This window comes from Brevibacillus nigriterrae (assembly GCF_049846925.1).
In the GTDB taxonomy this organism is placed as follows: domain Bacteria; phylum Bacillota; class Bacilli; order Brevibacillales; family Brevibacillaceae; genus Brevibacillus_H.
The window spans coordinates 58,488-78,590 of sequence record NZ_JBNCMT010000024.1; the positions used below are offsets into that span (position 1 = coordinate 58,488).

Sequence of the window (20,103 nt, forward strand, 5' to 3'; positions counted from 1 at the left end):
TCGACATGCCTCAAACGAGCCTGTCGAGTTTATTTTCCAATCGAGTCAATCGTTTTTGAAAGGAGCTGGCCTCCGCTTTGGAAGTGTGGCGCAGTAAACGCCCTTTCATTTTCCACTGTTCAAACGCTTTTCTTGCAAAGTGGAGAGCAGCTTCATAATCTTTGTGATGGTGCTCGTAGATTTTCGCAATCTCGGTGTACACCTCATCCGACTGATAATTGGTATCCCGGATGACACTCTCCCACTGTTGCAAGGCCGAAGACATCTTCTTTTGCTTTTTATACAGATGTCCAAGTGCTACCTTGGCTTTATTCTGTAGAGAATGTGAATCCTCCGCTACCTGCTGATAAATCTGACAGGCACGCTCATCTTCTCCAACCGCTTCATACCAGCGGGCGATTTCGAAACGCTCTTCTACTGACATGTCCTCATTGTCTGTTTCCAATAGCAGCTTGGAGATATGAATGTATAACGAAATCAAAGATAATACGTCCAGTTCATTATGCACAAGCACTCCTGCAATACCCTCTGGATTTTTATCGGTGAGATAATCGAAGTAGAGAATAGGAGCCATGTGTCCAGGTACATCCTCTTTTCTCCGAATACCCAGCTTTACTTGCTCCAGAATTGACAGTCGACATGAAGGAAGCTCGTCTTTCCACAATCGTCTCGCTCCATGGAGCAAATCGTAGTGCTCGAATGTCGGCAACTCGGGAACTTCATCACGCAGCAAAGTATGTCTTGTTTTCACCTGTGGCCAATCGAAGGATTTGCCATTGAAAGTAACGAGGTGGGTGGACTGCTTCGCCTCTGGCAAAAATGACTGATACAACATGGCTTCTGCATGGGGTGCAGCCAGGAAATGCTGACGGACAACAACTGCATCTGGTTCAACACGGCTATAGCCGAGTAAAAAAATCGTGTTGCCTACTCCCCCATGCAATCCAGTCGTCTCGGTATCAAAGAATAACAGTTCCTCTGCCTTTCGTTTGGCTGAGGATAATGGGTGATTTGCAGGATGAGAATCCCAAGCAGACATCACGTCATGCAGCTCCGAAAAACGATACCGCCCATACTGATAATCAAGCGGATAGCGAACTTCCCGAATCATGATGTATTCATCCAATTGTCCGTATGGCTTTGCTTGCAGTTCAGACCACTTTTCGATAAAAGGCACATCCCATGTAAGATCGGGCTCAGCTTGTTGACTGAGATTCACTGGTGCTGCTTCCAATGACAAGTGACTTTTCATTCGGTTCAGCTTGTTTTTAAGTGACATGCATGCTAACCCCCTGGGCAACACGAAGTAGCGTGAGCGACAGCTCTTTGGTGCCTTCTTCCGTTACACCAATGCAAGAAGGACAACCCGCTTCACACGGGCAGGAGGTGATCATTTCTTCTGCTTTGTTCAGGATCGTTTTTATATCTTTGAAAACCTGCTCACTCAAACCGATTCCGCCCGGATAACGGTCATACAGGAAAATCGTGGGTTGTCCGGAATGAACAGCCTTCCGTTGTGCGATCACATGCAAGTCCATCGGATCACACATGACCAGGAGTGGTGCTACGTGCTGAAGGACATGAGAGAGTCCGAAAAGTCCTCGTTCTACCTCGGCTTTTCCGAGCGAGGTTAAGAGATTTTCTGAAAAACTCATCCAGGCCGCATTCGTATGAAGCTCCTGTTCAGGAAGATGAATCGGCCCTGAGCCTATATTTTCGTGTGTCTCGAATTTGATCTTTTTGAAAATTGTCGCCATGGCATGTACAGAAACTTCGCCATAAGCAAACTCCGTCTGTTGTTCCATGCTACGCTTATCTTCTTCCAACACCTTCAACTGCACAGCCAGATTGGCATCCGTATAGTAATCGACCTTTACTTCTCGCACATAGGCTTTCTTTTCTTCGTAATCCAGCTTCTCCACCTGGAACTGTGTCCCTTGATGCAAGTAAATGGCTTCTTCATGAAGCAGCGTGAGAGAGCTAAACCGATCCATTTCTCCCAGTACACGCTCATTTCCTCGTTCCGTGATATCAATAATTACCACGTTTTCTTGAGAAGCTGACCGCAAACTGATGTTATGGGCTGGAAACGACTGATTCATCCAGAACCATTTTCCTCTCGAATGGTGCAGTACCTGCTCTTCTGTCAAAAACTCCAGAATCTCAACAATCTCCGCATTTCCGAATCGATCACCCTTCTGGAAAGGTAATTCATAAGCCGCACACTTGATATGATCGACAAGGATGATTAGGTTGTCAGGATTAATTCTCGCTGTCTCAGGACTTCGATGCAAAAAGTACTCTGGATGTTGAATCACATACTGATCAATCGGGGTCGAGCTACCAACCAAAACAACAGCCGACTCCCCTTGTCTTCGCCCTGCACGACCTGCCTGCTGCCATGTACTGGCAACGGAACCGGGATAACCGGTAATCACACAAGCTTGCAACTGCCCGATATCTACACCGAGTTCCAGAGCATTTGTGCTGACTACCCCCATAATGTCACCATTCCGTAACCCCCGCTCGATTTCTCTGCGTTGGCTCGGAAGGTACCCTCCCCGGTAACCTTGAATCGTCTTGGGCCCCAGCTTCTTCTTGATTAATTCCTGCAAATAGGTAAGGAGAATCTCAACCCTTACACGACTCCGGGCAAACAGAATGGTCTGAATCCCGTTCACCAAAAATTGCTCCGAAATGTCTCTTGCCTCTAACGTTGCGCTCCGGCGGATATTCAGTTGGTGATTCACGATCGGTGGATTGTAGAAAATAAAGTGTTTCTTGCCAGTAGGCGCTCCGTTGTTGTCTACTAACTCCATCTTTTCTTCGGTTAGATGCTCCGCTAATTCTCTCGGGTTGGCAATCGTTGCCGATGTACAGATGAATTGAGGGCGACTGCCATAATAAGCACAAATACGCTTCAAGCGGCGAATGACGTTGGCTACATGACTGCCAAAAACACCTCGATACGTATGTAATTCATCGATCACAATATATTTGAGATGCTCAAAAAAAGAAACCCACTTTGTATGATGAGGAAGAATCGCAGAATGCAGCATATCGGGGTTGGTAATGACGATGTTGCCAGCTTTCCTCACCACTTGCCGGATGTTGGCAGGTGTGTCCCCGTCGTATGTTTCTGATTTGATTGATAACCCCATCTCTGTGATCAGCTCGTGAAGCTCGTTTTTTTGGTCCTGAGCCAGTGCTTTTGTCGGGAAAAGATAGAGCGCCCGAGCCTGCGGATTCTCGGTTAGCGTTTGTAATATCGGCAAATGATAGCACATGCTTTTCCCGGAAGCAGTTGGCGTAACGGCTACGATGTTTTTCTTCTCACGGACGAAGCGATAGGCAGATCCCTGATGCGTATAGAGAGAGGATATTCCTCTTTTGATTAGTGTCTGTTTGATTCGTTCGTCCATCTCATCTGGAAAAGGAACCGTCTTTGCTTCCTTTGGCTGAATCGTTTCCCAATGGACGATATTTCGTTTCATTCGTTCATCTTGGCGGAACTCTTCCAACAGTTGCGTCAATGGCAGCTTTATCATGCCTAATCACCTTCTTCCCTCTATTGTACGAATAGACGTTCGGTGTGTAAAGGATTCGATTGATAAATCCTCATGTTTAAATTCCGGTTTTTATCATCATACTATTGGTCAGAATTGACATTTTGAAAGGTGAACGAGCTTATGGACAAACCAAATTACTCATCCCTAACAGCCTCAGACTTTCTAAATGCGTTATCCAACTTAATCACCATACGTCGAACGCGCCGTAGATCTACATCAGCATTCTCTTCAAATGATCCTGCTCATAATCTAAGTTGCAAGGATAATTCCGCTAAATTGGAAGAATGTTTAGCTCCTAAAGCGAAACAAGGTCCACAATATGTGGTTCCATTTCGTCAATTTATTCCTTTAGCACCTTTACGCTTTAAGGAAGAATTCCCCTCTTTTTCGTTAGCTTGTGTCCCGATTCACTGGGCCACAGGGGGGATAGATGTTCACATTGCCGCAGACCTTACATTCGAGCAAAGATGGTTTTTTCAGCAATATGCAATCAATAACCTGATTTCTACGATTGCTCTTGCCCCGGGAGAAGAATTAAAAATACAAATCAAAGAAACACAAAGAAAATATTTCGAACAAAAGACACTAGATCAAGTTGAAGAGATGGAATCCAAAGAAAGTACGCTTCTTGACAAAGATGTTCTCAATGTTACCCGTTCGTCTGCCAAGTCCAAAACTTGGAATGTAAATGGCAACATTGGAATTACGATTCCAGTCAAAGGAATCCCTTTATCCCTGCAGCTAGGCGGTGGATATACATCTACAATCAATGAGACCTCCCAAAATACCGTAGAAAGTATAACCGAAGAAACCACAAAATCATCGAGGAGTTTGAAAAACCTGCGCTCAATTGAGGTTAAAACGATAGCTGAGGATACACTCGAGCGAGGAACGACTCGTACAGTAACTAACCCTTATTCAGATAGAACTCTACTCATTAAAGTGTTTGAATTAGTAAAGCAGTACTGTATAGAGACTGCCCTGCATGAAGTATCCCATGCAGTCATCGTAACCATTAAAAAGTTCGAATTCAATCGTAGCTTTGTACTCAATAACCGTTCCTTTATAGAGGAATTTCTGCTCGATAAGGTTTTGCAGATGGAATTGGGCAGTGCATTACATAAAACGGTAAATCTTAACAAAGAAGGTGTAGAAGCACGTGCGATTGAGAGAGCAGAATGGTGCTTGCATTATCTCTTCTCGGATGAAGTAAACATTTTTAATGTGGATACCTTTGACAACAATGGTACCACTATCGATAACAATCAACCGAGTACTTCGTTCAATGCACGGTTAGATGAATCAGGCCTTGAGGACGCCCTGGACAATAAATTAGGTTATGTTTTTACTACCCTTAATACTTATTACAAAGTTTACAAGGATCTCATTGCTCCAACAAACGGAAAAAAAGAATTAGCCGTGGACTTAGCTCTATCACTGTCTGAATATATTAGACCGTTTTGGGATCCACTCGCTCGAGATGAAGATCCACATGATGTAATGGATGAAGATGATCGGACTGAAATCTTTCGTCGAATTTCAGGCTTCTTAGCAATGGTATCCGGTTTTCTTAAACCTCTGGTTAGTCCACTTGAGCATGAACGTGAGTTGAACCTCGCTGCTCAACGAGCGGAATTCGTAATCAAACGGGTTATCGAGCATATAAACTGCCACTTGGATTATTACACCGAGAAATACCTGAACTACATTGCTCGTACCACATCACTATTGTCGATAAAGGAATTTATTGAGAAGCTTTTCAATGAATTAAATCACACTGATTTGCTAAAGGAACAATTCGATGTTGATGGTGTCTTCCTGGATCGTAACCGAATTATTGTTCCCAGCAGGCATCGCCTTGATTTTGATGATATCAAGGAGTTGGCAAGAGAAATTGATGGAGAAGATAGCGAGGAAATAACTCTCGGAGTTAAATCAGTAAAGGAAGTAACTGTACCATTAGAAGGTGCACATTTTGAACCTGTAGTTGGTAATTGTATATTGGACTCTCCGCCACCACCAAAGCAAGCGGATTGCCTTGATTTGTCGATCAAGACAAAGGGATGTGATTAGCCCAAAACCCCACGTTTGCGCACAGACAGTTGTGTCAGTACGTGGGGTATTTGAACAGTCGAGGTGAGCATTATGTCCAAACCGCTTACAAAGGATCGTTTGATTCAAATCATTAAAAACATGGGATATATATTAAATAACCCTTTTCCTATCGGAGATGAACAATTCATCGGTTCACTATTTGAATCGTGGGTACTTAAATTTGGGTTTATTCACCCGCTAACCAAAAATACACATCCTTATCCCTCGAAGGTGTTAGGCCGGGATGTTATTCCTGATGCGAAAGGAACCTTAAGAGAGGTTGCCAAGTTGCCTTTCGATCCAAAGCCTGCTATAAGGGAATTCCCAGACAGCGTTTTTATTGAAATCAAACAATCTCGCGAACCGATAAAGCTATCAACCGGAAACAGGCAGATAGAAGGTGAAATAGATGTTTTATCAAGAAAGTCGGATGCAATTGTCCCAGTTTTCATTGTAGTAACCCTCGATCAGGGGGTTGATATGGAAGTAGCTATGTATGGAGAGTTCAGGGGTGTTGCTGTTTGGAATTACAAGGTGTGGGAACATCCAATGAATGATTTGACTTTACAATCACCACTATTAAATCCTTGGGAAATGCCTTTACTCCAACTGGGACAACCCCAGTGTATGAACCCAAATATTTATATGTTTCCAGCGACAAAACAAATCTATGGTTTTCCAGGCCCACCTCCGATACAAATGACGATCCCTATTCCACCTAATCCTACTAAGGTATCTTTGGTGCAAGCCTGGCATCACTGATAAGAATAAGTGTATTTCGATTTTATCAGAAAGATTCAATCAACCAATTTGTCTATCATTTGAAGAAAAGAGGCTGTTAATTACTAAAACAGCCTCCAATGGCATGTACGTGTAGTTAACCAACGTCAGCTATACCCAATAGATAAGAAGACAGGTTTTGTTCTCCTGTTTAGCTTTTTCGAAAGCTTCTTCTGACCAAGGGAACCAGTCAACTGGGTTGTTGGCGTTTTGCAATAAATACGGAGATTTTTCCTTGGCTAATCTATTGGGTTTGTGGTTTGTAGACAAGGTGGAAACCTCCTTGTTCATTGGTTTTTTTGTTATTGACAAATCAAGTTTAGCATAGCCTTTAGGCAAAAGAATAACAAGGCTGTATCTACAACAGCTAAGGGTCAAACACCTTCTTTGTTCCATTTTTAGTATCATTCAATTTTATCTTAAGGTATCGTTGATCTTATATTTTTTAATAGCTTTTGTTCGAGTCTATTAAGAACATTAGTTTGCTCAACGAATTATCTCAACTTTCTATCGTTAGCTCCCACAACATTTTTTATACTTGATTTCACTTCCACATGGACATAACTCATTTCTCCCGACCTTTTCCTTGTCATATGACAATTTATTATCTTTTCTATTTTTTACAAATCCGGGTAATTCAAATGTATAATTTGCATATTTTACTCCAAGTTTTTGAAATTTAAATTTAGGGGGAATTGGAGATAAGTATTTCTTCGCCACAATATCTTTTAGTAACCCTCTTAAGCTCTGGTTATTGTTGTTACAAAGCTCTATGAATTTTTTTAAACTGATTACTGGTACTTTAGTATTAGTAGTTCTAATCCCAACCTTTGAAATAACAATTGCCCCTATTTCAGAAATTCCGGGTAGTTCCTCATTAAAAGCTTTTTTAATAAAATCAAACGAATTTTCATGTACATACTGTTGTATGGATTGAACCTGCTCACAACCATGATTTATATCATCCTCACGTGCGTATACCTCATGAGTTGCGTCTGCCTCGATTAACCATTTTAACTCACAAATTAATAGTATTGATTCTTCTTTATTGTAAAAAACCAAGTCTACATCCGGGAGTCTTCCAGGCAACTTTACGCCGACACTGAATTGAGTTGAAGTATTATTACCAATACTTTTTGATATTTCAGTTATCATTAATTTTTCTCTTAAATTTGTTAAGTTAAAATACGATTTATCTTTTTTCTTATGCATAAGCATGATTAAATTTCTCTCTGCACGACTAGCTAAAAATAAGTGGGGACAGAATGCAATGTAACTATCAAAAAGAGGTATCAAAGGTTGAAATATTATATCATTATTTTTTAATTTCGAATCATATACTAGATAATCAATGATGTTGCTTAAAACATCATGGCTAACATCAGATTTTTGTGAAATAAAATTTATTACATCTTCTTTCTTTTTCACTACAACTACATCTTCTAAAGCTGCTCCAACTGTACCTGAATGCAAACAAGCAAATGAGTGAATCCACATCCAACTTCCGAACGCTATCCAAACATCTCTAAATTCTTTTAAAGAAAACCTGTCAAATACCCATTCAAGAGGCAGTTCACTTGATTCAATCCATTGCCTTTCTATCAGCTGCTTAGCTACGCTCCAAACTTTATCACTAATATCATACGATATTCTCTTGTCTTTTACTCTTATAGATTGTTCCAGTTCTTCAAGTACTTGTAATAGAACAAAGTTAGTAGGAGCCTCCTTGCCATTATGGTTATAAAGCGCCTCACTAAAATTCGATATAACGATATTTATAAGATGAGCATTTGGCTCAAAAGAAACTTTTCGTTGTTTCTCATTAACTATTGCTCTATATTTGCCTCTAGAATAACTAACATAAGCATTATATATACCAAAGTACTGTCTAGCATGATGATAGTGTAAATTCGCGAAATCAACATACCTTTTGTCACAAGTGGAATCAATTTGTGTATCCGGCTTACATTCCGAAAATATCCATTTTAATACTATATCAATTGAATTTAACTGTTCTCTAATTTCCATTGAGTAATCTACCGGATCACCTGTTTTGCTAAGAACAGCTTGAGCACCCAATCTGCAGCCATCTTCAAAAACCCGTAAAGCATTTAATATTGCTGTGGGACGCGTATATGTAAAAACCCTGCTGCTCTTATGAAAATCGTCAATTTTTCTTTCAATTTTTCTTAATTGGTCGTTCATTTTGCTCCCCACTAGTACATAGTAATTGATAGATCACTTATTCCGAGTACGATGGAACGATAAATATTTATGAATATTTTAAACAACAACAATATGGTTTTTTATAATGTATTATTTTAGTAATTTTTAATCAAGATATTTTCCAATTTTATTAATATTATTAATTGAGGTCTCCGGAATTCTGATGGCCAACCGCATATTATGGTACGAATATGTTAGTTGAAAAAAGTCAAAAAACGTACGATCTAGAAAATGTGTTTCATTTTGTACAGAGCATCCCACTGCGTTAGCGAATAAAGTAGGAACGGATTGAATTCTGGATCAAAATAATATTACAAATGCGCTTTCCCCTCTATCTTTAATGATTCACACGAACATCTCACCAGTGAATCTTTTTGTTATGCTGGTTCCAATCATACTACAGACGTGGATCAATTCCAGACTCTTTATTCGTCTCAAAAAGCATATTGGCTACCACTTGCTGATACTCACGATTGTTATCACTGATGGAATGCAGCGGAAAAGAAAGCATTTGTTTTCCAAGTTTATGTTCATTAATAGACGTTGCCAGCTTTTGACCAATATTTTTTTGAGAAAAGAGACTTTTGAACTTGTGTGGAAACGTATAATCATAGCCGTAAATGAGACGAAGATACTCTGGATTTCTCACTTTCATCGCAGGAGCCACTCCAACCTTCTCTTCTTCTGGTTTGATAACAACACCCTCCATCCCGCGATCCGTCGTAAGCGTCAGATAGAAATCGTTTGCTGTTTCGTAATGATCCGGGTCATCAAAGTCTACTACGATCGACTCATCTTCGGAAATCAGTTGGAAGACTTCACTTGTAACCTGCGTTGGAAATTCTTCACGATCATCCTCATGTACTGATTTCAAAAGAGAAAATGGTTTAAATGTAATATCTCCATCTGCTCCATGCAACTCTACTTGCTGATGATATAGTTGATACGCTTCTTCGTGCAGCGCCAATGAATAAAAACTGTTCATTATTTCATGCACGTGCTTATAATTTCCAGTCAGTGCTTCTCCGTACTTCTCTCTCAGTTCCTTTTTGGATAGATGATGTTGATCTTTGGAATACTCGGAGTTACTGTAAGCATCAAACAGTTGCCCCATCTTTTCTTCAAATCCAGATTGCTTAAGGAACTCAATTTCCTCTGAGATCCCCGAATCGATAACCCGGAACTCCTTTTCGATCAATCCTTTACCCAGCGCCATCCACGGTAGTAATTCTCCGTCGAGAATCATCGTTTTCCAGGAACGCTCTTCCATCAAGGGAGAAAATTTTTGATGCAGTTCCAAGTAAATATTCGAGAGATCCACATTTTTGATTTTGTAGCCATTGCGAGATACAGCAAAGGACTCATCCCACGTCTTATGCAAATAAATCGTACAACGAGAACCCATATATTTCGGTTGCAAGGTTACCTTTTTGACGCCTTTTGATTGGAAATAGCGCAAGCCTTTTTCCAAACTCTCCAATTCACCTGTTTCCACATTCTTATCTGCAGGACTTATTGTTCCAGAAATGAAATTGATTTTATTTTGCAAGACGTACTGTAGTTTTTTGCGATCTTCTTCGGTCAGATCATCCAACAGAACCCCTTGTGTCCTTTGCTCAAATAGATTGGGTAATTCAATCTTTTCAGCAGATGAACCTTCTACCGATTTGAAAAATACCCGTTGATTCCCAAATGACACACTCAGCAGTCGATTGCCATAAACAGCACCTGTATCAATTCCTAGTTTATTTTTCAAACGAATTGCGCTTTTGGAAGCTACATGTCCAAATACATGATAAGGATGATTGCCTACCGCTTCATTTAGTAAGAAATTGAGTTGCTCGTGATAATCTTTATCTCGTTCGATCCGGAAATTGCGTTGTTTTTTTAACGACATCGAATCGAGCTTGCCCACATATTTGTTGTGACATGGCGCATGTGTAACATAGAAAGAATTTTTTGAGATTCCAATGTATCTGTAGAACTCGACTGAATCCTCCACCAGCTCATAGAACATTTGTTTCAGGTCTTCATTTCCCTCCAACTCAGCGATCGAGGTAAAATGAGTTTGAATCAACTCATCATCGAAATCAGATTCTTGTAACTCTCCCTTTAGTAATTTATAAACAAAGTTTTCATGGTTGCCTTTTACCAAGAGGATGTGGTCACGATTTTTATAAATGAAATGGATAGTTTCTTCTGTTTTATTCCCTTTATCAATCCAGTCTCCCACAAGAATCGCTTTGCGGTTTTTGTCAGGAACGTCAGGAGTCACCTTGTCACCCTCAACCTTGAATCCCTGGGCACGGAAGAGTTGTTTTAAGGAATCTACCTCTTCGTGTACGTCTCCTACGATGAAATAATCATTTTCAACGGGTAGTAACGATTTCAGATACAAGTCCATGTTGGCGATTTCTACCTGGTACCCCTCCAAAAAGTCTTTTCCTCTCACTCGATGAATATGGCGATACTGACCTTTTTTCAAATTAGCCAAAACATCCGTTCGCAAACGGCGCACATCACGGGAGATGATTGCTCTACTTTTGGTTACATCTTGATAGTAATCTTGTGTATTTTTGTAATCGAACAGAATAACTTCTACATTGTAGTTATTTCGCTTCGCGATCATACAAATCTGGTTACGGAATTCTTCAGATAATCCCTTCGTATCGACAATGACAAATTCAGCATTAACAGGAAAAGACGTTACCACTTCTACCTTCTTTTCTAATAAATCAAATGCTTGAGCACTTGCTTCCATCATGATCTGGTCATGCTTATCGTAGGGCTGGCCCAATATATCACGACGTATCACATCAGAAGAAATGACTTGCACATTGGTTTTGAAATTTTTCTTCGGATCGCTGAGCGTTAATTGAGGAACAAGAACTTTTTCCACAAAAGTAGACTTACCACATTCGGTAGGTCCTACAAGAATAAAAATGGTATGTAAAAAGGTTTTAAGTAACATGTGCTTCCAACTCCTTGCTTTGCTTCTGAATGATCACACCTTGGGTCGTCTGTACGCCATCAACGCTGTCACCGATTCCAAAGAAATCACACTGAAATGAAGCGCCAACAATCTCTTTCATCCATTGTTGGAATTCAGCCCGGGTCATCTCCCATTTGTGGTCATCATGACGAAAGCCATCCAAGAGATAGTGACGATTAAATTCATAGTTTGGCGTTGTGACAATTAACTTATCAAAGTCTACATGTTGGATGATTTTCCGCAGAAAACGAGATGAATCCTCTATCGTCATATGTTCAATTACCTCGGTTATGATGATATCCACCGTCTCATCGTTATAGTTTTCAAGGAATTTTTCGATTGAGGTAAACGTGATAATGTTCTCTATTTCTGCTTTATTCGCTTTTTGCTGAACGAGATTTACTTTTTCTTCGTTTACATCGATTGCATAATAAAAAAAGTCACCGATATTTTTGGAAAAAGGTATCGCATAGAACCCTTCTCCACAACCAACATCCAGAATCGATTTGTCAAAGGTGATGAGTGATTTCATTTTGTATCGTCGCTGAATGGCGGTTGTTCCGAATTGCAAACGAATTTGGTTATGATTAGTAGCTTCCAAATCCTTTTTATACTTGGCAAACTGATCCCGGCTACTAATGACATTTCTGCCAAACAAATACCGAATAAAGAAAGGTGCATCCAGGCGATTAATCACCTTTAGATACTTTTCGATAATATTGTCATTCACGAAAATATGCTCTCTTGCAAAAATTGCGAAGAACAAGCAAAGCAAGCTGGTGTAATTGAGCAAGTCATGAATACTACTCTTTGTTTGTATGGTTAACGAATAACTATTGCTTGCTTTTTCTATTACTTCTAAATCAAATTCAGGAAAATTCGTTTGAAAGAAATGAACATATCGCAGATTTTCAATATTAATTAGTGGAATGAACATCTTATTTTCGAAACCATCCACGTCTTGTTCGCTGCGTTTCTTTAACGGATCATCGAAGAAGGTATTAATAATGTTTAGAATTGCTAAAGGTGAACGATAACGGGAAGTATTCAGATATTAAAACTCATTCTTTTCTTTTTGATAGGAAACCTCATTGTCCGCATCTTTGAAGTAGACATTGTATGTATTGGAATCCGAGTACCATCCATGACCGATCCCTTTCCGAATTTCACGTAACATCATGCCGGATGACGGGTTCTTGCGAATGATAAACGAGAACGCCGGATTTGCAGATTGTAGTTGGACAATAGCCATATCTATCACTCCTTTTATTGCATAAGTAACATGCTGAAACGTTCTGTGGTGTGAGAATAAGGAAAATTTTGTTTCTTGCTATTATACTTTAGATTACATGCCGTTGCGTACAAATACTGGAATAAATCTGTGATATAATAATGACCTGCAATATGAAATGAAATAACGGGCGGGGAAACATATGAAATTGGAGCGATTAATCTCTATCGTCTACAAGCTGCTGAACCACGATGTGTTGTCTGCCTCCATGCTGGCCGAAGAGTTTCAAGTTTCCCAAAGAACCATCTACCGGGATATCGATGCCATCTGTGCTGCGGGAATTCCGGTCATATCGTATCAGGGAACTAATGGCGGATATGGCATTATGGACGGATACAAAATGGATAAAAGTCTCCTTGGTTCGTACGATGTTGATTCCCTCATCACCGTCCTCCACAGCCTCTCCACCGTGTTTGAAGACGAGCGTGCGCAAGGAACTATTGAACGATTGAAAACGATTGGAACGGAGCATCAGACTCCAAGTCTAAAGGTGGATTTTGAAACCCGCCGTACAGATCCTGAGGCACTTTCTCTTTTGCGCAAGGCCATTACGGAGCGAAATATCGTTCGTTTTGATTACATTAATGGAAAGAATGAACGGACAACCCGTGATCTTGAACCGGTGAGGCTTCATTATAAATATGGCATTTGGTACATATTTGGTTATTGCCTAACACGGCAGGATTATCGAGAGTTTCGACTTTCCCGGACGATGAATGTACTCCTGACAGAGAAAACCTTTCAGCCGCATCGTGAGGTGCCGAAAAAGGTTGCTTCTTCAAATAGGGGATGGCACGATCAGGTGGAAGATGTAGTGATCCGAATTGGACCTGAGGCTTTGGCGGAAGCGATGGATCAGTTTCACCAGGTTGAAAAGCAATTTCATACCGATGGAGGTATGACGATGCGCATTCCTGTTTTTCAACCATTGGAAGCACGATGGCTTTGGTCAATTCTGCTGAGTTTTGGCAGTGGCGCCGAAGTTCTCGAGCCCCCTGCACTACGAGGCATCTTAAAGGAACAGCTTCAAAATGCGCTCAAACTTTATGAAGAAGTATGACAGACTGTTGTCATACTTCTTTTTTTATAATGACAACAGAAACAAATTCAAATTCATGATAAGTCAAAAGGAGACGATAAGAATGATGAATCATCCAATACAAATGTATAACTATCACACATGGGCCAACCAAACGATTATCGGGAGAATCAAGGAACTTCCGTCATCTGTGCTGAGTCAAGAAATGAACAGCTCATTTCCCACCATCGCCCATGCCCTTAGCCATATCTACGCTGTTGATAAGACATGGTTTCTGGTTTTAACAGGCACAGATATGCCAGAAGCGCTGCAAACATGCATGCCTCTCAATGAGCGTATCCTGGATTCTGTGGATGAATACGCAAACTCCTTTGATGAGTTAGCCGAACAATACAGAGAATGGTTCCGAAGCCAAGCTGATTTGGAGCAAACCATTCTGCTTGACAATCCATACGCCGGAATCCGTCAAACACGCTTATCCGAAATTGTGCTGCATCTTGTCAATCACGGGACCTATCACAGGGGCAATATATCAACCATGTTGCGTCAGTTGGGCCATGCATCCACCATGAACGACTATGCGCTGTTTTGGTATCAAGAATCTGTGGAATCAATTTAATCGCTGACTTCCTGAAACAATCGTTTTGAAGCCTTGGTTAAGGGCACTGGAGTTGTTTGGAATTATATCAATTCGTTCTAAAAAGGTCGATTTTTCTGAGAACAGAAAGATCGACCTTTTTACTGTTTGTAAAATTTTTGCCTTTGTTTAGAATCTTTAAAAACTTCTTTACCTGCCTCGCCTTTTCGTTAATCTAAGTTGATACTATCATAAGCATCTCCCAAAGTCTTAAAGCCATCTTCATACCAATACCATGTTGTGCCTTCACCTTTCGTATCTATAAGTCTATTCAACAAGTCTGTAAAAGATCTGGCAATAATCGTACAACTACCTGCTATGGCGTGACAATCCCAATGGCTATCATAACATTTACCTAACCTATTCTTATGAAGATCAATTGTAAGATAATCCCCTCTAGTCCTAGTTGCAAGTTATCCAGAAAGCTATTGGATTCCTCTTCCTCGACAACCTCTTCCTCAACTGCTTCTTCGGGCAAATCCTCTACCACAACAGGTGCTTTGTAGGTTCCTTCCATCTTGATCATCGGTGCTTGCAGATGGGTTTCACCGTCTAGCATCACGCTACTTGTGTCACTGACAAGATAAACTCCTTCCTGCGCAGTAATCTTAATTTTTTTATCCGCTTGCAACTCCAGATTTTGCTCGGTCGCAACGACAATCGGGAATTCGCTTTGGAACATAATTCCTTGATCCTCATGCAAGGAGAGAAAGACGCTCCCTTCCTTTGCCGTGAAAGAAAGGTCTTTGCCGCCCATCATCATCTCTTTGCCGAAGTTGGTGCCCCAGTATTTAATGCCTGGGTTGGCGGTTTTGGGAGAGCTTGCTCCCCCTTTTCGCACCGAGCTGATCGCCGTTGCTTCTTCTTCCTTTTTTGATTTAGGGCATGCTAAAAAGGCCCACTCCTCCTTATCGTTCAAGTTGGAATAAGCCTTTGAAAGTTAATCAAGTTGATTAGTATTTGTTTCGAGCAATAAATTCACCAAAAGTACTGGTTATTCCTTAAGCAAAGTAAGCGATTATTTTCCCGCTTTCTGGATAACTGCCATCCCAGCCACATGGAAAGCCACCTGCTTTATATATTTTAAAAACTTGCTCATAAAAGTTATTAGTTTGACCGTTTACTGCACGGTTTATTGCACAATTTCTTAAATCGACTAAAACATTTTCAAAAAAATCACTGTATGTATCAGTGATTTCTTCTCTTAAACCTCTCTCTACATTCTCTGTTATTTCTTCCAAACCAGTAGGCCTTTGACTGGTTTCTAACTTGTAAATTTTCCCCTTCACTTTCGCCATTTCAAGTTGTCTTATATCAGACCATGTATATTCATCCTCTCCATAAACTTCATGGATAGCAAATTTTTTAGCATCATCATGATCTTTAATAATCACTATATCCTGAGGGATCTCTATCTTTAGAATATTTTGCATTGAATTTGCAAATTGAATAACTTCTTCTACTAGTTTGGTGTGTACCCCATATTTCATAACTTATCAAACCACCTTTCCCATAAATCGATAGTTGCTCCTCCGCCTCTGTCCCAAACAGGCTTAATTTTATCCTTATTGTTAGCTCTGTCAAGTTTATACTCTTCTAATCCTTTTGACTTGATTTTTTTCAATTCCTGCTGTAGATAAACATCTGTCTTATATAGAGGCAGACCTTTTTCTTGGAGTTTTCTAAGCTTTTGTTGCAATTCAAAAACCTGTTTTTCAATCACATCAATATCTTGATTTATATCGATTTTATTCAATTTACTTTCAACAAAATCACTATACACAGAATGATATCCCTGGTGACGAGAAGTAGCGCTAACATATTCGTCAGGAATACGAAGGAAAAAACCATTGGAAGCATGGTCCATATCCATTCCTATTTTTTGAATTACAGGGTGCTCATTAAATTCAGCAGGAATAATATGCTGTGCCTGATAAGGAGTTCGCTTGGTTGATCTAGGCAATCCCATTTCCTCAAACATATTCTTACCAAGTTTAGTAGAACTTCCACCTGTAACCTTCCCCGGAGTACCTGGTATTAGCCTAGAAGCATTACCCGTCCCCTTACCAATCTTCCCACCTGCACCACTCGCAACGTCTTTTCCTTCTTTTTTAACAATCGCTAGCATAGGCAGATTTAGACCATCTGGGGTAGCTACTTGAAGAACTTCAATTCTATAATTCGGGATCTCTTTTACGAAATCCTTTACCTTTATGATCTGCTCTTGCATGGCCTTTTTGAGCTTCTTTATCGCTTCCATGAGGTCTTTCAGCTTTGATACGATCTTGCTTGCAAGCGTAATGACTCTTCCTTTTTTTATCACACCGGCAACATTTCCTGTTGCTCTTGCAAGCTGTGCCCCTTTGTCTAAGACCTTCGCAACCTTTTTTGCCTTTTTAGCTGCTTTTGCCGCTTTAATTCCCGCCTTGGCAGCGGTAGCTCCCCATCCAGCAAAGGGGATCATGGAAGCGAAGGACAATGCGGCACCGAGATAATCGCCTCGTGCCAACGAGATGACACCGTTCGCTAAATCTGCCACTTCACCTAAACCAGGGATTAACCCAACGATGTCTAATCCTAATTGCAAGTTATCCAGAAAGCTATTGGATTCCTCTTCCTCGACTACCTCTTCCTCCACCGCTTCTTCGGGCAGGTCCTCTACCACAACGGGTGCTTTATAGGTTCCTTCCATCTTTATCAATGGTGCTTGCAGATGGGTTTCACCGTCTAGCATCACGCTGCTGGTGTCGTACATTGTTAGTCGGCTTCTCTGGCCTGAATAGCTAACTTCTTGAGTTGGTTCCAACATAAGAAAAAGAGTCTACCGGTCTCAGTAGACTCTTTCGACATTTTCGGGTGGTGACAGCACTAAGACCTAAATTATTACCAATTACTGTCTTCAGGCATCTCTTCAGAATTGATCCAATTTATTTTATCAGTCCTTTCACCAGATAAAAGAAATTCTACAATTGCTATCCAAGCTTTTTCTAATGGTAAAAATAATCCTATCGAAGCGTACCACTCATCAGAACATTCAACTGTATGTTTTAATGCTAAGGAGTTTTCCAAGGAAAGCCACTCTGCTTTAACTCTTCTATTTTCCATAACAAGGTATTTAAGATAAATTCCATGCTCACTGTTTGGAAGAATCAGGAGCGAACGTTGGCTTTTTTCATCATCAAAATAATTAATTGTAGCTGTTCCATTTCCTTGCATCCAAAAATCCGGAAAATTATCTATCATATTCAATCGCAAATCGTTGATACTTGGATTCTCGATCATTGACCCATCAGGTGATTCAAAGCTTATTTTCATTCCATTTTCCTCCGCATATTTTAAAATTTACACTGTTATTTTCATTCAAAGATGAATTCATCTCCACTTTTCATTAAGACTTTTAGTTTCTTTATACCCATTGCGTCAATCTCACACTTCTTCATCAACCCAAGCGGATCAATGAACTGCACGGGATCACCGTTGACGTAGGCAAAGCGATTAAAGGTCTGACCGTCCGTGATTTCCCCTTGGAGAATATCCCGATTCAGGAATCTCTTCAGACCTGGGTGATAGTAACGGGCACGCATGTAGTACAGACCCATTCGGGTCGGTCATGACTCCGTCCCGTCCATTGTAGCAAAACGGCTGACGAGTGCTTCCCTCATGGTGCTCTAGTTCACCATACACTTCATACGTGTAGCGTTCGGTGACAATTCCTTTTTCATCAGTCAGAATGGTGGTACTTCCCCGCTTGTCAAAGTGGTAGGAAAGATACCTTCCATTCGCATCTTCTCAACCGATCAGCCCCATACCATAGACATAGTAGGCTTTAGGTTTGCCGCTTTCCTCCAGTTCCATCAGTACTCGGCTTAGCTCTTCCGTTGGATCGACTACATATCGGGTGGTTTTTCCGTTCCAGATCTGAGCAGTACGGATATTTTCGGCATCGTAAGTGTAGGTGGTTTTGGATGTTCTAATCAGACGATTGCGAGCATCGTACTTGTACTCTTCCAGCTGTCTGTTTTCTGTAACAGACAACAGGTTTCTATCTTCATCGAAGGTAACCGGACTTCCATCTACCGAAAGAAGGCGGTTGTCTTGGGTGTAGGATCATCTCTTTTCTCGGCTTGGAGTCCATCTCCCCAATTTCCGTGGTGTTTCCTGCCGAATCGTTCAAGTACCATATGCCATGCGCTACTGGTTAAGCGGCGAAGTGCATCGGTGTACTGCTTATCCTCTTCCAGGAAGATTTGCCCGATTTCACTGTACATATATCGAAACTGCTGCAGTTTGATCTTTCGATTGGTTGTATCCCATAAATTCACCTATTGACCGGCTGCATATCCATTCTGGTTTTTCTTTTATAAGCCCTATTTCTTTTTGGGGTTTTATTACGACTCTATTCCAACCATATTTATTTCTATTCTCGAGTAAATACGAGTTTTTGCGTTATATTGAACAATATCGTTAATACATACGAAAAAAGAGCCTACCATTTATATAGGCTCTATCAAATATTATTGGAGTGGTATCAGATACTGACCTTTCACAAAACTTCAATTTCTTCAATTTCAAATTTCTTTATCTGTTCGGACCCAAAATCAACCTCAACATTACAAGACAATGTTAGGTCACTTACTCTATTATCAAACCAGAGATTAAACTCAATTGAATAACCGGAATTATCATCATATTTATAAAATCTAATATTACTGAAGGCATTGTTAGGAGGTAAAGTTACTTTTCCAGAATAACCTTGATTAAAAATATAAAGTAAGTCATCTTCTGTAAAATTTCCTAACCAACCACATTTAGAAATTTTGGTGTAGTTTCCACTTACTATTTCTGAAACAAGTTCTTTTAGCAGGATAATAATTTTATCCTCGACTGACATAAAAATACCTCCAAATCATTCATAAAAAAATATAATTAATCGTAAAGTATGATTATATTTTTTTAATACACTATTAATTCTCCATTTGGATAAGAACCTCTCCAACCACATGGAAAATTTCCTTGCTCATAAACATCTAAAAGGTACAAAAAAAATGTCGGTCTATTTTTGCAATCTTTATAAGAATGTTCAATAATTGCATTTAAAAGGTCCCATTTGATGATTTGAATTATTTTTTCATCAATAGAATAATTTTCTATTAAACCAATAAGTTGATGTTCCACTTTTGAATTTACAAATGCTCTAGCCTCCTTGCTTATTTTATTCCAATTTGAATATTGGCTGAGATATCTCTTGTGAAGGAAACTACTTAAAATATTTCGCGCCTCCATCGAAGTATTTTCCCACGTTGAATTTTTGCAACTACTTTTTGCATCTTCCCAATCTTTTGCATAACTAAAGTTAATAGAAAAATTTTCATCGATTCGATTACCACAATTAGCAAACCATTTAATATTTTCAACTCGTTGTAAAATATTGTCATCAATCCTCATAATTATCCCCCACTTTAGTCACTCGTTATG

Annotated in this window: 18 protein-coding genes and 3 pseudogenes; 5 read left to right on the forward strand and 16 right to left on the reverse strand. The window is 40.1% G+C overall.

The genetic code is table 11. The features are described 5' to 3' along the window. Nucleotides 1-10 precede the first annotated feature (10 nt). Complete coding sequence (locus tag ACPW7N_RS17645; protein WP_425652428.1) at nt 11-1,279, reverse strand: ribonuclease H-like domain-containing protein; 1,269 nt, start codon at nt 1,277-1,279, stop codon at nt 11-13. Then, on the reverse strand, nt 1,269-3,548 hold the full coding sequence (locus ACPW7N_RS17650; protein ID WP_425652429.1) for a DEAD/DEAH box helicase: 2,280 nt from the start codon (nt 3,546-3,548) through the stop codon (nt 1,269-1,271). Before ACPW7N_RS17650 ends, ACPW7N_RS17645 begins: the two co-directional genes overlap by 11 nt. Nucleotides 3,549-3,689: 141 nt before the next feature. Between ACPW7N_RS17650 and ACPW7N_RS17655 the strand changes: the two genes are divergently transcribed. After that, a complete protein-coding gene (locus tag ACPW7N_RS17655; RefSeq protein ID WP_425652430.1) occupies nt 3,690-5,642 on the forward strand; it encodes a hypothetical protein in 1,953 nt (650 codons plus the stop codon). 72 nt (nt 5,643-5,714) lie between these two features. After that, nucleotides 5,715-6,425 carry a hypothetical protein gene (locus ACPW7N_RS17660; RefSeq protein WP_425652431.1) on the forward strand — a complete coding sequence of 237 codons (711 nt, stop codon included), beginning with the start codon at nt 5,715-5,717 and terminating at the stop codon, nt 6,423-6,425. Between the two features lie 128 nt (nt 6,426-6,553). On the opposite strand, the pseudogene ACPW7N_RS17665 reads toward ACPW7N_RS17660, so the two are convergent. Further along, nucleotides 6,554-6,713, reverse strand: a pseudogene (locus tag ACPW7N_RS17665) (DUF255 domain-containing protein); the annotation flags it as partial. Between the two features lie 243 nt (nt 6,714-6,956). Continuing rightward, a complete protein-coding gene (locus ACPW7N_RS17670; protein ID WP_425652432.1) occupies nt 6,957-8,648 on the reverse strand; it encodes a YecA family protein in 1,692 nt (563 codons plus the stop codon). 197 nt (nt 8,649-8,845) lie between these two features. Between ACPW7N_RS17670 and ACPW7N_RS17675 the strand changes: the two are divergent. After that, a pseudogene (locus ACPW7N_RS17675) lies at nt 8,846-8,938 on the forward strand (hypothetical protein); the annotation flags it as partial. Nucleotides 8,939-9,066: 128 nt separating this feature from the next. Here the strand turns inward: ACPW7N_RS17675 and ACPW7N_RS17680 are convergent. From ACPW7N_RS17680 to ACPW7N_RS17690, 3 genes and pseudogenes are all read right to left on the reverse strand, one after another. Next, nucleotides 9,067-11,640, reverse strand: coding sequence for a metallophosphoesterase (locus tag ACPW7N_RS17680; protein WP_425652433.1), 2,574 nt, complete (start codon nt 11,638-11,640; stop codon nt 9,067-9,069). Then, nucleotides 11,630-12,193, reverse strand: coding sequence for a methyltransferase domain-containing protein (locus ACPW7N_RS17685; protein ID WP_482758852.1), 564 nt, complete (start codon nt 12,191-12,193; stop codon nt 11,630-11,632). Before ACPW7N_RS17685 ends, ACPW7N_RS17680 begins: the two co-directional genes overlap by 11 nt. A 66-nt stretch (nt 12,194-12,259) precedes the next feature. After that, a pseudogene (locus ACPW7N_RS17690) lies at nt 12,260-12,913 on the reverse strand (SAM-dependent methyltransferase); the annotation flags it as partial. A gap of 181 nt (nt 12,914-13,094) precedes the next feature. Here ACPW7N_RS17690 and ACPW7N_RS17695 point away from each other — a divergent pair. Both ACPW7N_RS17695 and ACPW7N_RS17700 read left to right on the forward strand, forming a co-directional pair. Further along, nucleotides 13,095-14,012 (forward strand): helix-turn-helix transcriptional regulator, encoded by a 918-nt coding sequence (locus ACPW7N_RS17695; RefSeq protein ID WP_425652434.1) that lies wholly within the window; start codon nt 13,095-13,097, stop codon nt 14,010-14,012. 85 nt (nt 14,013-14,097) lie between these two features. Further along, nucleotides 14,098-14,610, forward strand: a complete 513-nt coding sequence (locus tag ACPW7N_RS17700) for a DinB family protein (protein ID WP_425652452.1) — start codon at nt 14,098-14,100, stop codon at nt 14,608-14,610. A 373-nt stretch (nt 14,611-14,983) separates the two neighbouring features. Here the strand turns inward: ACPW7N_RS17700 and ACPW7N_RS17705 are convergent, their stop codons facing one another. The 9 genes from ACPW7N_RS17705 to ACPW7N_RS17745 form a co-directional block, all read right to left on the reverse strand. Next, entirely contained in the window at nt 14,984-15,547 is a 564-nt protein-coding gene (locus ACPW7N_RS17705) for a hypothetical protein (RefSeq protein ID WP_425652435.1), read from the reverse strand. Between the two features lie 82 nt (nt 15,548-15,629). Further along, nucleotides 15,630-16,118 (reverse strand): hypothetical protein, encoded by a 489-nt coding sequence (locus ACPW7N_RS17710; protein ID WP_425652436.1) that lies wholly within the window; start codon nt 16,116-16,118, stop codon nt 15,630-15,632. Beyond that, the gene (locus tag ACPW7N_RS17715) at nt 16,115-17,437 is read right to left on the reverse strand and encodes an AHH domain-containing protein (RefSeq protein WP_425652437.1); all 1,323 of its coding nucleotides are present in this window, start codon (nt 17,435-17,437) and stop codon (nt 16,115-16,117) included. The genes ACPW7N_RS17710 and ACPW7N_RS17715 overlap by 4 nt, the downstream gene beginning before the upstream one ends. A 74-nt stretch (nt 17,438-17,511) precedes the next feature. Further along, on the reverse strand, nt 17,512-17,943 hold the full coding sequence (locus tag ACPW7N_RS17720) for a hypothetical protein (protein WP_425652438.1): 432 nt from the start codon (nt 17,941-17,943) through the stop codon (nt 17,512-17,514). Nucleotides 17,944-17,984: 41 nt separating this feature from the next. Next, a complete protein-coding gene (locus ACPW7N_RS17725) occupies nt 17,985-18,227 on the reverse strand; it encodes an RHS repeat-associated core domain-containing protein (protein WP_425652439.1) in 243 nt (80 codons plus the stop codon). Nucleotides 18,228-18,417: 190 nt separating this feature from the next. After that, nucleotides 18,418-18,663 (reverse strand): hypothetical protein, encoded by a 246-nt coding sequence (locus tag ACPW7N_RS17730; RefSeq protein ID WP_425652440.1) that lies wholly within the window; start codon nt 18,661-18,663, stop codon nt 18,418-18,420. Nucleotides 18,664-18,701: 38 nt separating this feature from the next. Beyond that, nucleotides 18,702-18,950, reverse strand: coding sequence for a hypothetical protein (locus ACPW7N_RS17735; protein ID WP_425652441.1), 249 nt, complete (start codon nt 18,948-18,950; stop codon nt 18,702-18,704). A gap of 221 nt (nt 18,951-19,171) precedes the next feature. Continuing rightward, nucleotides 19,172-19,519 carry a DUF7668 domain-containing protein gene (locus ACPW7N_RS17740; protein WP_425652442.1) on the reverse strand — a complete coding sequence of 116 codons (348 nt, stop codon included), beginning with the start codon at nt 19,517-19,519 and terminating at the stop codon, nt 19,172-19,174. Nucleotides 19,520-19,581: 62 nt separating this feature from the next. Then, entirely contained in the window at nt 19,582-20,073 is a 492-nt protein-coding gene (locus ACPW7N_RS17745; RefSeq protein WP_425652443.1) for a hypothetical protein, read from the reverse strand. Nucleotides 20,074-20,103: the final 30 nt, after the last annotated feature.